The following is a 13,929-nucleotide window of genomic DNA, read 5'->3' as shown; positions in this document are numbered from 1 at the left end:
AAAAAAACCGCTGCCAGACAGCGGTTTTTTATATTGCGTGATGTCAATAAAAATTACTTCATTTCTAAATAGGCATGCACATTTTTCAATAATTCAGTTGATCGCTCATGCTCGAGCAAACTGCCTTTTTCCAGCCAGTCCCGCGCGACTCCAATATCGCGTTCCACCCCAATTCCCTTGGTATATAAACGTCCCAGATGACTATAAGCATCGGCATTGACCTGCGCTGCCGCCTGACGGTAATACTGTACCGCCTGTTCGATATTTGCCTCAGTGCCTATGCCATTTTCAAACGCTTCCCCCAGCGCATTCAGTGCCACACCATTCTGCTGAGCAGCCGCTTTTTGCAGATAGCTCAAGCCTAAGGCAATATCCTGCGCAATCTGTTGTCCCTTAAGATACTCCAAGCCCAATTCTGCCTGTGCCTGTGCATGTCCCAGTTGTGCAGCCTGATGCAGATAACGATTGGCCTGCTCTGGATGACAGATAAAGACCGGATAAATACCTGACAGAGCCTGATACAGGAACCAGGCTGCTTCCTTGGAGCCTTTCGCAACCGCCTGATTCAGATATTGAATGGCTTTGTCGCGTGTCGGCAATGGATATTCCGCCAGACTATAAAAACGCCCGACCACATAAATTAAATCTGCCTCAGACTGAGCCTCGATCTGCCAGTATTGCTGGGCCACTGCCTGAATCATGCGGGTGGCTTTGGCTGTGTCTTTTACAGTACCGATGCCATTTAAATAACACAGTGCCAGACCCATTTGTGCATAAGCATCATCGGGACTAAGCTGAAATGCTGCCTGATACAGTTCAAATGCCTTTTGCGGCTCATGAGCCACTAGATGCTGTTCAAAATACAGCGCGGCAATCATGCATAAAGCGGGCGGATGCTGAGTATTGGCAGCTTCAGACCAGTAACGAAACGCCATGGTTTCATTTTTATCGACATACCAACCATGAAAATAAGCCAGTCCAATTAAAGTCTTGGAATGCGCATCGGCATGTTCTTTGGACTGCTGCATCAAATGCTGGAACACGCGCTGACGCTGGTCGGTATCGATACGGCCTTGCAGTACGCCAGCATAATAATCATAGAGACCTTTTTGATCACCAAGACTGATACAGCGTTTAATAAATTGCAGGGCTTGAGTCTGGTCTTGGGGCAGCCTCTGTCCACGCGCATAATCATCGGCGATCTGCTGATTGGCAGCCAGATGATCTTGCTGCGCAGCTAAAAACAGATAATGAATTCCCTGAACCAAATCTTGAGCCGCTGAATCTGTTAAATAATACTGCGCCAGTTGATACTGCGAATTGCTATGTCCCTGCCCGGCATTTTGAATGAGTAAGGCCAAGCGCTGCTGTTCAGCGTTCTTATCTTCTGGATTTGTTTCTGTAGTATAAGAAAGTTCAGTGATGCGGTACTGGGCATCCAGATTGCCACGGGCTACGGCATGTCGGTACCAGTACAGCGCCTTTTCCGGGTCAGCCATTTGATAGCGTTGCTCCTCATGAATCTGCCCCAGATAATAAGCCGCGTCATCACTGCCCAGATGAAAGGCTTTATCGAGATAACTGATGGCTGTTTCCGTATTTTGCGCATGTCCCAGACCCTGCAAATGCATCAGCCCCATGCCGACATAAGCCTGTGGAATTTCCTGTTGCTGGGCAAGATTCTGGTAAATCTGATAGGCACGTGCATAATTCGGATGTTCAGGATCTGAACTCAAGCGCGCCGCATGCTTGAGCTGTGCATCAAGCTGCTCAATCCATAGATCATGCTGCACAGCTTTGGCCTGATCACGTTTTACCGGATCCGGACGTTTCCACATCCAAATCCCCAAAGCCCCTATCCCCAAAATCAATACCAGCAAGAACCACATAACTGCTCCAAAACATTATTTTTGTTCTGCAAATGAATCCTTTCATTCTAAACGCCGTCTCAAAAAAAGCACATATCTTGTGCTTTTTATTTTGTAAATCAGGCTTTTGCTCTTTTACTATCCAGCTTCTTCAAGCCTTCTGCCACAGCGACCATGGCAAAGCTTGAAGTCACCACCACGGCAGAGCCATAACCACCACAGCGCAAGCCGGCACTGGCACAGACATCGGCACTCGAGAACGGATTATCGATAGAATAGACACAGGTAATGCCGAATTTTTCTTTAGGTTTTTTACAAATACCTTTGCCGCGTAACTGGGCACGCAATTTGGCCAGCATCGGGTCCTGTTCGGTTTTAGATAAATCGGCCACCCGAATTTTCAGGGGATCCAGTTTACCGCCTGCTCCGCCTGACACAATCAAGGGAATCTTGTTAAAGCGACAATGCAGCATCAAGGCAAATTTGGCCTTCACATCATCAATACAGTCGAGAATTAAATCAGGATTACCTGCTAAAATTTCTTTGATATTTTCCGGCGTCAGATAATCATCAATCAGATTGATCTTGATCCGTGGATTAATGGCATGACAACGCTCGGCCATCACTGCAATTTTTTCATGGCCCAAGGTCGTGCTCATGGCAGGCAATTGACGATTAATATTGGATGCCGCCACCACATCCATATCGACCAAACTCAGCTCGCCCACACCGCTACGTGCCAGCGCTTCTACTGCCCAAGAACCGACACCACCGATGCCAATCACCATCACATGACTTTTTTCATAATGACTGAAGCTGTCTTCTCCATAAATTTTGGCAACACCCGCAAAGCGGCGCTCATATTCATCGTCTTGAAGCAGTTCAGTCATAAGTCATCAATAGCTGTTAAATCACGGCTTATTTTAGCAAAGTCAGCATTTTTTTACTGCTTCTAAAATTTTGATACAAAATCTATCAGCAAAATCAGAAAGATAAATTCAGGAACATTTATAATTGGATAAAATTCATACATAAAACTTTAAATATGGGAGTCAAACACTGTGCTGATCAATGCTCTTTTGGCTCTCAATTTTATACTGATCACTCTACATTTTTATTTTTACAGTAGCCAAAAACAGAAAAACTATGCGCTGAGTATTTTTATTCGTTTGTTGATTTTAGGCCTATTCGGATATGTGATCCTAGATCGCCATGAAACCCAGACCCATCTGATTTTGGTACTGATATCCTGGGTGATATTTGAACTGATTGAGAGTTTATATCAAAAGAAAAAAGCATCAATCTCATAAAAAAAGAGGCTTTCGCCTCTTTTCAATTCATCGGAATTTAGTCTTTATTCATGATAAAGAAATATTGACGATAGTATTTCAGTTCGGCAATTGAATCACGAATGTCATCCATCGCCAGATGCGAAGCATTTTTCTTGAGACCACTCATGATTTCAGGACGCCAGCGTTTTGCCAGCTCTTTCACTGAAGATACATCCAGATTACGGTAGTGGAAATATTGTTCCAGCTCAGGCATCAGGCGATGCAAGAAACGGCGATCCTGACAGATCGAGTTACCACACATCGGGGATGATTTTGGATTGACCCATTTCTTCAGGAATTCAATAGTTTGCTGTTCTGCATCCTGAGCCGTCAGTTTACTGCGACGCACCCGTTCAATCAGACCCGATTGACCATGTTGACGGGTGTTCCACTCATCCATGGCATTTAACAGACGTGCAGGCTGATGCACCGCAAGCACAGGACCTTCTGCCAGAATATTCAAATTGTCATCGGTTACAATCGTCGCAATTTCAATAATTTGGTCATTGTCTGTGTCTAGACCTGTCATTTCAAGGTCAATCCAAATCAGGCGGGTATCAGCGGTGCTGCTCATAAATGTGCAATCTTATTGGGTTTAAAAACAACTATAGTAGCAAATTAATTACATCTTGGGTGTCATTCGGGGGCTGCTTCATGCTATTTTTGCCATCTGATTTACCCGGTTTTTTAGGATATGAATGGCCTTAATACGTAAGCGTCGTCTGACAGAGCAACAACAGCGCCGCATTCAGAAACAACAGAAAACACGTCAAGAAGATCTCGATACCTCCAGTGATCTGGAAGGTTTGGTAGTGCAACACTACGGCCGCCAACTTGAAGTGCAAGCTTTGTCTACTCCTGACATTCACCCTGAAAAACCTGTGGTTGCCGATGGCGAGCCTGAACCTTTCTGGAAAGAAATTGAATTGGGCAGTGTCTGGCGCTGTCATACCCGAACCAATCTGGATTTATTGGTCACGGGTGACCGGGTTAAATGGCAAGCCGATCCGAATACCGGATTGGGGATTATTACGGCGATTCATCCACGTAAATCCTTATTGACCCGTCCTGACCGCTATCACAAGGTTAAACCGGTAGCGGCCAATATTTCACTGATTGTGATTGTGTTTGCACCATTGCCTGAGCCAGCACCGGGCCTGATCGACCGTTATCTGGTGGCCTGTGCCGATGCCGATATTCCTGCGCTTCTAGTGATGAACAAAGCCGATTTGTTAAAAGAGAACGATCCAATTCTGACTCTGCTACAAGAATATCAAGACCTCGGTTATGAAGTAATGCAAACCCAGTCCGATGGTGATCTGACTGTATTGTCCAATCGTCTGGAAAATGAAACGGTGGCTTTTGTCGGTCAATCGGGTGTCGGTAAAAGTACGCTGATCAATGCGATCGTGCCAGATGCAGCCCAGAAAACCAATATTATTTCGGAAAACTCGGCACTCGGTCAGCACACCACCACCTCAACCCGTTTGATCGGTTTTGGTGAAGGTGCTGCCCTGATCGACTCTCCGGGAATTCGTGAATTTGGCCTGTGGCATCTGCCTTTAGATAAGGTACAAATCGGTTTTCCTGAAATTGAAAACCTGCTCGGACACTGTCAGTTCCGGAACTGCACGCATAAGCATGAAAAACAATGTGCTTTACGTCAGGCCGCGAGTGCGGGTGAAATTTTACCGCGCCGACTGGACAGCTATTTGCGTTTAATCGATGAAATCACTGAAGCACAGCAAAAAAATTAATTTTCTTGTGCCTCAACCCTTGAAGCGGTGATTTTGATCACCATATTTATGAGCTATACTCTTGGCAATTTTAAAATTGTAATTAGGTGAATTGTGGAACGTTGGTTCGAGTTTATGGGGAATCACCCCTTCTTATTTGGAACACTCGCGGTATTGGTAGTTTTGTTCTTCATTATCGAAGGTCAACGTAACGGTCGTAAAATTTCTCCGCAGTCGCTGGGAATTTTAGTCAAAGCAAAAAATGCCATGCTGATTGATTTACGGGATGCCAAAGACTTCCGTGAAGGTCATATCAGCGGCAGCCGTAACATTCCATATAGCCAGATTACAAAGCATGTTGAAGAGCTGAAAGCATCTGATCGCCCTTTGGTGTTCATTTGTAACCTTGGACAGGTGGCTGGTACTGCGCTACAACAAGTGGGTCATGCCGATGCATACCGTCTTGATGGCGGCATCAGCAACTGGAAAGCCCAGGGTTTACCTTTGGTGAAAAGCAAATAATCCACGAACAGGAGATTGATCATGGCTGACGTTATTGTTTATTCAACGACTGTGTGTCCTTATTGCGTGCGTGCAAAACAGTTGCTTGAGCGCAAAGGTGTCGCATATAAAGAAATTAATCTATCTCAAGAAGCACCTGAAGTACGTCTTGAATTGATGCAGCGTACCAATCACCGCACTGTGCCACAAATTTTTATTAAGGATCAATTCATCGGTGGTTTCGACCAGCTTTATGCTTTAGAGCGTGAAGGCAAACTTGATGAATTACTGGCTTAATTCTACTAAAATCATCACTTTATATTAAGGATCAAAGAATGAGTGAAGAACAACAAGCTCAACCACAATTGGCATTAGAGCGTATTTACACCAAAGATATTTCTTTTGAGGTTCCTGGGGCACAAGTTTTTACCAAGCAATGGCAACCTGAGCTCAACATCAACCTTTCTTCTTCTGCAGAAAAAATTGATGAGACTCATTTTGAAGTGGCTTTAAAAGTCGTTGTTCAAGCGACCAATGAAGGTGATACTGCTTTTATCGTCGACGTGACTCAAGCCGGTATCTTCTTGGTAGATGGCGTTGAAGAAGAGCGTCTTCCATACATCCTGGGCGCATACTGCCCGAACATTCTGTTCCCGTTCCTGCGTGAAGCAGTGAATGATATGGTGACTAAAGGTAGCTTCCCACAGTTGCTGCTTACCCCAATCAACTTCGATGCTGAATTTGAAGCCAATATGCAACGTGCACAAACTGCCGCTGTAGATGGTCAGGCTTAATCGCTGTCCTGCAAATCTAAAAAAGACCGCTTATGCGGTCTTTTTTATGGCCTTGAGTGAACTCCCCCTTTATCAAAGGGGGAATGAGGGGATTTTGCTCATTTACTCTTTTTTTAAAGAAAGGGTTTAGCAAGATTAAAGAAAAATAATCCCTCCTAACCTTCCTTTAAAAAAGGGAGGAACTCTTCCCCCCCACGGCAGAGAATAGACTTTTATTCCGCATCCGCCATTAAATCAGCGCTCATACCCACGGTATTGAAACCGGCATCGACATACAGGATTTCACCGGTAATGCCATTGGCCCATGGCGAGCACAGGAATAATGCTGCATTGCCGACATCTTCAATCGTTACATTACGTTTTAATGGCGCAACTTTTTCATTTAAGTCGAGCATTTTACGGAATGATTTAATGCCTGAAGCAGCCAGAGTACGGATTGGACCCGCAGAGATGGCATTGACACGAATACCTTCCTGACCCAAGCTCGAAGCTAAATAACGAACACCGGCTTCTAAAGAGGCTTTGGCCATACCCATCACGTTATAGTTCGGCATTACGCGCTCAGAACCTTGATAAGTTAGCGTTAACAGGCAACCTTGACGGACTTGTAGCAAAGGCTTTGCCGCACGTGCCATCGCGATAAAGCTATAGGCACTGATGTCATGTGCAATATTGAAACCTTCGCGGTCTGTGATTTCGGTAAAGTCACCATCCAAAGTATGCGCCGGTGCGAAACCGATAGAATGCACCACGCCGTCCAGACCATCCCAGTGTTTTGCCAGCTCAGCAAATGCATTATCAATATCAGCATCTACCGCCACATCACAAGGAAAAACCAGTTTTGAACCAAACTGTTCAGCAAAGTCATCTACCCGCTTTTTCAGCTTTTCATTTGGATAAGTAAAAGCCAATTCAGCACCTTCACGATGTAATGCCTGAGCAATACCAAAAGCAATGGATAATTTACTCGCAATACCCGCGATCAAGAAGCGCTTACCCGCCAAAAGTCCTTGTGCCATGTGAATCTCACCTAAAAGAATATATATGCATGATGCCAAGTCTGAGGCATTTTAGAAATTGCATAATGCATCTTTTTTTAACAGATACCAAATTACAGCAGATACAGCCGAGCAATAAAAACCGGCATTATTCATCGGCCAAATTCAAAACCTGATGGGTATTCTGCCAGAGTTGCTGTGCCAATTTGGCTTGATCTTGCCCTAAGCTTTGTGCCAAACCTTCCAGTACATAAGGCAAGTTGGCAGGTGTATTGCGGGTACGTTGCTCACCTGACTGTTGACAGCATAACGGCGTCATATCCGGACAATCGGTTTCCAGCACCAGATGTTCTGCACCGACTGCCTGTACCACCTGATGCAGTTTTCTGGCATTCGGATTGGTAATCTGTCCGGTGACTCCCAGTTTAAACCCCAACTTGACAAAAGCCTTGGCTTCCTCAACACCTCCGCCAAAGGCATGTGCGATTCCACCCTGTTTAAACTGATGCTGTTTTAAAATTTGTAAAACTTCTGCATGTGATTTACGGATATGCAGCAAAATCGGCTTATCAAATTGTTGTGCCAGTTCAATTTGTGCAGCGAAAAAATCTTGCTGCTTTTGAAAAATTTCAGGTTGTTTATGCTGCTTTAAAAATGTGTCGAGACCGATTTCACCAATGGCAATGCATTGTTCATTTCTAAGCAGCTGCTCTAAATCATGTAAATGTTCAGCCTGATGCTGTTCAATATAAAACGGATGCAAGCCGGGTGCCAAATGGCTATGCGGTGCATCTTTCAAGCCATTGATAAAACGATGGGTTTTTAACAAATCCTGAAAGCGGTTTTGCAAAAAGCCAATTAGAACCAGATGTTCCACACCTACCGCTTTGGCCGCATAGGCCAGATGTTCCCGATCAGGATCAAAATCGGGAACATCAAAATGGGTATGCGTATCGAACAGTTTTAACTTCATTCGGCTTTAGATGCTAACGCTGGCTGTGCCTCAGAGGCTGCTGTTTCAGCTTGCAGCAGATATTGCGGTTTTAGCACGCCTTGTAGCTGCGCATAAGGAATCATTAAGCGCGGCAAACCCACCACATAAGGTCCGATTTCATATTCGGCATATTGTAAGATCAAACCTTCTTTGGCCAGATAAAAATTATCGGTCAGTATGAACTTCCAGGCCTGTTCATATTCAGCGACATCTTTTGCCAGCTTGGACTCCATGACCCAGACTTTAAAAGCCTCATACGCCTGTGCTTCGAGTTTGGCTTTTTGCTTCTCGGCAATAATGTCATCCAGCTTGACCAGTGTTTGCTGTTCAAGATCAAAATTATAATAGCGCTGTGCAGATGCTCCGTGCGCACCTCCCAGATAATGGCTACTGTTTAGCACCACAGTCGCCAATGGATCACCCGAATTCAGAATCTTGGGCTTAATCATCAGGCTAATGCTATGACTGGCACTCAGTGCTTTGAGCTCCTTGTCCAGATTCAAGAAGGTCTGCATAGAAGGCTGAATTTGCTGCTCAAGCTGCTGTTTTGGTGTAGTGACCGTCGACAAGGCTGTTTTTGGTTCAGAAGCAGCCACTTCGGCTTCACTGGCAGCAGTGGCTTTTGCCGGCTCAATCGCATCGACAGACAGGATATTTTTTAACTGTTGCAAAATCTGCTGATCGATCCATTCATCAATAAAGCGCTGATTACTGTTCAGGCGTTCAATCGAAATTTCCGGACAGTTTTTACCCTCACACTCTGGAATCACCAGCTTGAGTTTTTCGGTATCACCACTAAGTTTCAGGACTTCTGGCTCGGTTTGTACCACTTCAGGAGAAGTCGGCTCTTTCGGCTCATTGCTCTTCGGCTGACATGCACTCAGTAAAACTGCGGATGCCAGTATCGATAGACAAAAAATATTCTTATATTTTGGCATTCATTACCCTTTTCAAAACGTGTAATTAATCCTGAGAGGATTACGACCTTTAGAACATATTCCGATAGACTTCGGCTTTCAAGACCTGTTGTGTTTGTTCTTTTGTTAAATAGATATCCAGTTGTTTGGCATCTTTGCTAATGTCATGACTACGATAATGCAGACCAATCCCTTCCTGATCGAAGAACCACTCAGCCTGCCCCCAATACAGTTTTTTCGGTGCTTGCTGCTGAACCTCGTGATTATTGTCTTTTAACCATTTTTCATAAGCGGTTTGAATGATCTGATCCATTAACAACTGTTGTTTGGGATCGATAATATCCAGTGGAGTCAGCATTTTTTGCTGTTGACGATCGGCTACAAAAAAATAATAGCGCTCATACACACTGATATTTTCCTGTTTACTATCAATACCAATTTGCAGCAAGACATATTGATTACGCTGATAGGGAATGCGGGTATACAGCGATAATTCATAAGCCTGATTGAGCTGGAGTTGAGCCTGCCAGGCATCCGATTTTTTCACATAGGCATTCATCGCCTGTTGTAAACTCATATCCTGTTTTAAGCCAATTTGATCCTGAATTACCTTGGCCTGCTGTTTTTCGATCCAGTGATTCATCCATGGATCAGCCGTATATAAAGTCTGGATATCGACATTAATACAGTTTTTGGTTTCACAAAATGGCAAGGCGATCTTGGCCGGTTGTTCTTGAATATTCAGGTAAGGCAAAATACTGGCACTTTGCTTAACTGGGGTTGTTTTTCCATCCGGCTGGTCAAGTTCCGGTTCTTTTTCGCTTTTATCACAGCCACTCAGGACAAGACTTAAACCAATGACAGCACCGAGGGTGGCTTCCTTGCTGAACTTCATTTTTAAACAATCTATCAGGTTATGAATAGTTTAAATGTAACATAAAACAAAACAGCTTCCGGAGAAGCTGTTTGATATTTTTAGACGATATTTGAATACCTGAAAGTTTAGTGTTCGCGCGTATTATGGAACACGATGTCCGGATAACGTTCTTGCATGAGCTGTAAATTCACTCGGCTTGGCGCAAGATAAGTCAAGTGACCACCGCCATCGACTGACAACTGGTCGTGGGCTTTTTTCTTAAATTCGTTAAATTTTTTCTCGTCATCACAAGACACCCAACGAACAGTATTGATGTTCACGGGTTCGTAAACACAGTCAACTTTATATTCTTCTTTCAAACGATACGCCACCACTTCAAACTGAAGTACGCCCACTGCACCCACGATCAGGTCATTATTATGCTGTGGCATAAATACCTGTGTTGCACCTTCTTCAGACAACTCTTTCAGGCCCTTTTGCAACTGTTTCGATTTCAAAGGATCTTTTAAGCGTACACGGCGGAACATTTCTGGTGCAAAGTGCGGAATACCTGTGAACTGTAGCTTTTCACCTGAAGTAAAGGTATCACCAATCTGAATGGTGCCGTGGTTATGCAGTCCGATAATATCGCCCGGCCACGCTTCTTCCAGATGCTGGCGGTCACCGGCCAGGAAGGTTAAGGCATCACTAATCCGCACATCTTTATCCAGACGTACATGCTTCATTTTCAGGCCTTTTTCATATTTACCTGAACAAATTCGCATGAATGCAATACGGTCACGATGTTTCGGGTCCATATTGGCCTGAATTTTAAAGACAAAACCGCTAAAGCCTTCTTCATCAGCTTCGACAACACGAGCCTGAGTAGGATGGGCCTTCGGCGGCGGTGCATATTGACTGAAGGCATCCAGCACATGGTCAACCCCAAAGTTACCTAAGGCTGTACCGAACAATACCGGCGTTTGACGGCCTGCCAGAAATTCTTCACGATCCAATGGCTCATTGGCCATTTGCACCAGTTCAAGTGATTCTTCAAATGCAGCCCACGCCAGCTCACCAACTTTCTCACGAAGATCCGGATAGTCATAACCATCACGTATTTCGATTGTAGGAATGGTTGAACCAAAACCGGTTTTGTAAATGTAGAATTTTTCTTCGATTAAATTAAATACACCGGCAAAATCACGCCCCGTACCCAATGGCCAGGTGATCGGAACACATTTAATTTTCAGAACGTTTTCGATTTCATCCAGAAGCTCGAGTGGCTCACGGATTTCACGGTCCATTTTGTTAACAAAAGAAATAATCGGTGTATCGCGCATACGACACACGTCCATCAATTTAATGGTCCGGTCTTCCACCCCTTTTGCACCATCAATCACCATTAATGCCGAGTCGACGGCGGTTAAGGTACGATAGGTATCTTCCGAGAAATCTTCATGTCCCGGGGTATCGAGCAGGTTGATCATCTTGTCTTTGAACGGGAACTGCATCACCGAGGTCGTGATCGAGATGCCACGTTCTTTTTCCATTTCCATCCAGTCCGATGTAGCGGCCCGGTCAGACTTACGGCTTTTCACCATACCTGCAACCTGAATCGCCTGCCCCCATAACAGCAGCTTTTCTGTCATGGTGGTTTTACCGGCATCGGGGTGGGAAATAATGGCGAATGTACGTCGCTGAGCGACCTGCGCCGCTAACTCATCTTTAAAACTCATGGAAAATACCTACTGCAGAACCGCAGTGCTCAAGATCAAAAACGATCAATATGAAAATTGGCAATATTGTAGCAGATTTCTAAAGCCAATAAGTATGCCCACGGCTGAAGGAAATGACAGTATTTATAAGATCTATGCTTGTTGATTGCGGTATTTTTCAGCCCAGATTGAGTCGGAAACAATACGGTTATGAAGCTTAAATATGGGAGTTTGTGTCATTCAACTGGCCTGCTGAATAATACTAAATATAGGTTCAATGTACTATTTAATACCGCATTAGTAGCGTATAAAAATTCAAATTAAGACAGAAAATCCTGTGTTGCCAATGACTCGACTGGCATCGGCTTTGCCAGCAAATAACCTTGTAATTGCTGACAACCGAGTCGAGTCAAAATATCTGCTTGCAGCGTGGTTTCTACGCCTTCAGCCGTCACTTTTAAACCCAGTTTAATCGCCAGCCGAATAATGCTTTCCAGAATCATTTCTTCTTTAGAGCCGACGCTAAGATCCTGAATAAACTCTTTATCAATTTTCAGTTCATCCACGGGCAGATTTTTTAGATATAAGAAGCTGGAATGTCCGGTTCCAAAATCATCAATCGCCAGCTGGATACCGATATTACGTAATTGTTCAAGGGTACGAATACTGGCATCGATATAATGCATGGCGGTCGATTCAGTAATCTCGATCATCAAGTGCTGCGGATTGATCTTATAGCGTTTAAACAGGTTTTGCAGATTAGCTAATAGATGCTTATGCTCAAACTGCACCGCAGACAAATTCACGGCAATCGGGAAAAAGTCGGTATTATTTTTTTCCCAGAGTTGGATCTGTTTGCAAGCCTGCTCCAGTGCCCAATAGCCCATCTGAATAATAAGCCCAGTTTTCTCAGCGCCATGAATAAACATATTGGGACCCAGTAACCCATGTAATGGATGCTGCCAGCGAATCAGGGCTTCTACCCCACAAATTTTTCGTTCACTGGTAAATTTAGGCTGATAAAACAGTACAAATTGCTGATCTTCAACTGCTTTATACAGATCATTAATCAGCTTGCTCTGGCTCTTGGATTCATGCTGATCAGAAGAAAAATTAAAGACTGAATAGGTATTGCGGCCCTGATATTTAGAACTGAGCATTGCTGCATCGGCATTCACCAGTAAATCTTGCAGATTCTTGCCATGCTCCGGATACATCGCGATTCCGATACTGCCCGAAATATTAATGGTTTTGCCATCAATCAGGAAGCTGTCCTGAATCAGATTTAGAATCTGCTCTGACATTTCTGAAGCTTTGCTGACGGACGTATTTTCCAGCACCATCAGGAACTCATCACCACCAATTCTAAGCAGCTTGGAACGGTCACCCCATAACTGATGAATACGCGCAGTCAGTTGAATCAGCAACTGGTCTCCGACCTGATGACCAAACACATCATTCACCGCCTTAAAACGATCCAGATCAATATATAAAAAGGCAATTTCCTGCTGATGTTGTTGCTTGGAAAACAAGATATCTGCGTATTCAGCCAGGTATAAACGGTTGGGTAATTTGGTGAGATTATCCTGGATATTTTGATTTTCGAGCTCTTTATTGGCCCATCGCAGTTGGCGATTCAGAGATGCCAGACGCAATTCTGAGAGAACCAGACGAATCATGGCAATCAGTAACAGAGCACTGATTAACACAACCGCGAACAACAGATCATAAGTCGCATGTGAAGATTCTGTGATTGGCGTAATCTCTGTTCTCTCAAAGTTGGCCCTAAGACTACTTGTATAGTGCATGGCTGAGACCCCGAGACTCATCACCACGATCACGAGAGCCACTCGGGAAAATGACCAGATGCTTTGGATCATTAACCAGAGGGTAAAAATAGAAGCCGTAAAGACACTTAAATAAGAGAGCAACATCCAGCTGAAATCAAAATGATAGACATGACTTAAATGAATTGCTGTCATCCCAATGAAATGGATCGACCAGATCAATAGCCCCAGTAATGCGGCCGTTGCAAATAGCATGAGTGTTGCAAATTTTCTTCGCGACTCACGCCACCATATTTTTTGAATCGGCATCAAAAAATAGCCAGCGACGAAAGCAAAGAGAGTTGATCCGATGACCAGACTGATATCATGCTGAATAGGGATCATATAAAATGTTCCGTATTGGTCATCATTGTTATTATTCCCCTCACG

13 protein-coding genes are annotated in these 13,929 nt (G+C 44.2%); 4 read left to right on the top strand and 9 right to left on the bottom strand.

From position 1 onward, the window contains the following. Positions 1-53: 53 nt before the first annotated feature. The 3 genes from FTU87_RS04975 to orn all read right to left on the bottom strand — a co-directional run bounded on the left by FTU87_RS04975 (position 54) and on the right by orn (position 3,773). Positions 54-1,889 (bottom strand): tetratricopeptide repeat protein, encoded by a 1,836-nt coding sequence (locus FTU87_RS04975; RefSeq protein ID WP_180001551.1) that lies wholly within the window; start codon positions 1,887-1,889, stop codon positions 54-56. 98 nt (positions 1,890-1,987) lie between these two features. Further along, complete coding sequence (locus tag FTU87_RS04970; protein ID WP_005172727.1) at positions 1,988-2,758, bottom strand: ThiF family adenylyltransferase; 771 nt, start codon at positions 2,756-2,758, stop codon at positions 1,988-1,990. A 457-nt stretch (positions 2,759-3,215) separates the two neighbouring features. Beyond that, on the bottom strand, positions 3,216-3,773 hold the full coding sequence (orn, locus tag FTU87_RS04965; protein WP_004278381.1) for an oligoribonuclease: 558 nt from the start codon (positions 3,771-3,773) through the stop codon (positions 3,216-3,218). Positions 3,774-3,897: 124 nt separating this feature from the next. Here orn and rsgA point away from each other — a divergent pair, with 124 nt between their 5' ends. The 4 genes from rsgA (at position 3,898) to secB (ending at position 6,230) form a co-directional block, all read left to right on the top strand. Beyond that, positions 3,898-4,956 (top strand): ribosome small subunit-dependent GTPase A, encoded by a 1,059-nt coding sequence (gene rsgA, locus FTU87_RS04960; protein ID WP_005095621.1) that lies wholly within the window; start codon positions 3,898-3,900, stop codon positions 4,954-4,956. 93 nt (positions 4,957-5,049) lie between these two features. Next, positions 5,050-5,457, top strand: a complete 408-nt coding sequence (locus FTU87_RS04955) for a rhodanese-like domain-containing protein (RefSeq protein ID WP_005095619.1) — start codon at positions 5,050-5,052, stop codon at positions 5,455-5,457. A gap of 18 nt (positions 5,458-5,475) precedes the next feature. Next, positions 5,476-5,733 (top strand): glutaredoxin 3, encoded by a 258-nt coding sequence (gene grxC, locus FTU87_RS04950; protein WP_100329331.1) that lies wholly within the window; start codon positions 5,476-5,478, stop codon positions 5,731-5,733. A 38-nt stretch (positions 5,734-5,771) separates the two neighbouring features. Continuing rightward, complete coding sequence (gene secB, locus FTU87_RS04945) at positions 5,772-6,230, top strand: protein-export chaperone SecB (RefSeq protein WP_004278389.1); 459 nt, start codon at positions 5,772-5,774, stop codon at positions 6,228-6,230. Positions 6,231-6,442: 212 nt separating this feature from the next. On the opposite strand, the gene FTU87_RS04940 is transcribed toward secB, so the two are convergent. From FTU87_RS04940 to FTU87_RS04915, 6 genes are all read right to left on the bottom strand, one after another. Beyond that, entirely contained in the window at positions 6,443-7,249 is an 807-nt protein-coding gene (locus FTU87_RS04940) for an enoyl-ACP reductase (protein WP_005095616.1), read from the bottom strand. Positions 7,250-7,376: 127 nt separating this feature from the next. Then, a complete protein-coding gene (locus FTU87_RS04935) occupies positions 7,377-8,201 on the bottom strand; it encodes a TatD family hydrolase (RefSeq protein WP_180001552.1) in 825 nt (274 codons plus the stop codon). Continuing rightward, a complete protein-coding gene (locus FTU87_RS04930) occupies positions 8,198-9,160 on the bottom strand; it encodes an RsiV family protein (RefSeq protein WP_180001553.1) in 963 nt (320 codons plus the stop codon). Before FTU87_RS04930 ends, FTU87_RS04935 begins: the two co-directional genes overlap by 4 nt. A gap of 49 nt (positions 9,161-9,209) precedes the next feature. Beyond that, on the bottom strand, positions 9,210-10,034 hold the full coding sequence (locus tag FTU87_RS04925; RefSeq protein ID WP_180001554.1) for a hypothetical protein: 825 nt from the start codon (positions 10,032-10,034) through the stop codon (positions 9,210-9,212). Positions 10,035-10,141: 107 nt separating this feature from the next. Then, positions 10,142-11,734, bottom strand: a complete 1,593-nt coding sequence (locus FTU87_RS04920; protein ID WP_005095608.1) for a peptide chain release factor 3 — start codon at positions 11,732-11,734, stop codon at positions 10,142-10,144. A gap of 299 nt (positions 11,735-12,033) precedes the next feature. Then, entirely contained in the window at positions 12,034-13,884 is a 1,851-nt protein-coding gene (locus tag FTU87_RS04915) for a bifunctional diguanylate cyclase/phosphodiesterase (RefSeq protein ID WP_180096753.1), read from the bottom strand. Positions 13,885-13,929: the final 45 nt, after the last annotated feature.

Source organism: Acinetobacter sp. YH12156 (assembly GCF_013418235.1).
In the GTDB taxonomy this organism is placed as follows: Bacteria; Pseudomonadota; Gammaproteobacteria; order Pseudomonadales; family Moraxellaceae; genus Acinetobacter; species Acinetobacter pseudolwoffii.
This window is presented reverse-complemented; position numbering and strand designations above follow the sequence as displayed.

Coding starts and splice junctions, on each gene's coding strand:
- FTU87_RS04925 (WP_180001554.1), bottom strand. CDS start 10,034: ATGAAGTTCAGCAAGGAAGCCACCCTCGGTGCTGTCATTGGTTTAAGT.
- orn (WP_004278381.1), bottom strand. CDS start 3,773: ATGAGCAGCACCGCTGATACCCGCCTGATTTGGATTGACCTTGAAATG.
- FTU87_RS04930 (WP_180001553.1), bottom strand. CDS start 9,160: ATGCCAAAATATAAGAATATTTTTTGTCTATCGATACTGGCATCCGCA.
- rsgA (WP_005095621.1), top strand. CDS start 3,898: ATGGCCTTAATACGTAAGCGTCGTCTGACAGAGCAACAACAGCGCCGC.
- FTU87_RS04920 (WP_005095608.1), bottom strand. CDS start 11,734: ATGAGTTTTAAAGATGAGTTAGCGGCGCAGGTCGCTCAGCGACGTACA.
- FTU87_RS04915 (WP_180096753.1), bottom strand. CDS start 13,884: ATGATCCCTATTCAGCATGATATCAGTCTGGTCATCGGATCAACTCTC.
- FTU87_RS04940 (WP_005095616.1), bottom strand. CDS start 7,249: ATGGCACAAGGACTTTTGGCGGGTAAGCGCTTCTTGATCGCGGGTATT.
- secB (WP_004278389.1), top strand. CDS start 5,772: ATGAGTGAAGAACAACAAGCTCAACCACAATTGGCATTAGAGCGTATT.
- FTU87_RS04970 (WP_005172727.1), bottom strand. CDS start 2,758: ATGACTGAACTGCTTCAAGACGATGAATATGAGCGCCGCTTTGCGGGT.
- FTU87_RS04935 (WP_180001552.1), bottom strand. CDS start 8,201: ATGAAGTTAAAACTGTTCGATACGCATACCCATTTTGATGTTCCCGAT.
- FTU87_RS04975 (WP_180001551.1), bottom strand. CDS start 1,889: ATGTGGTTCTTGCTGGTATTGATTTTGGGGATAGGGGCTTTGGGGATT.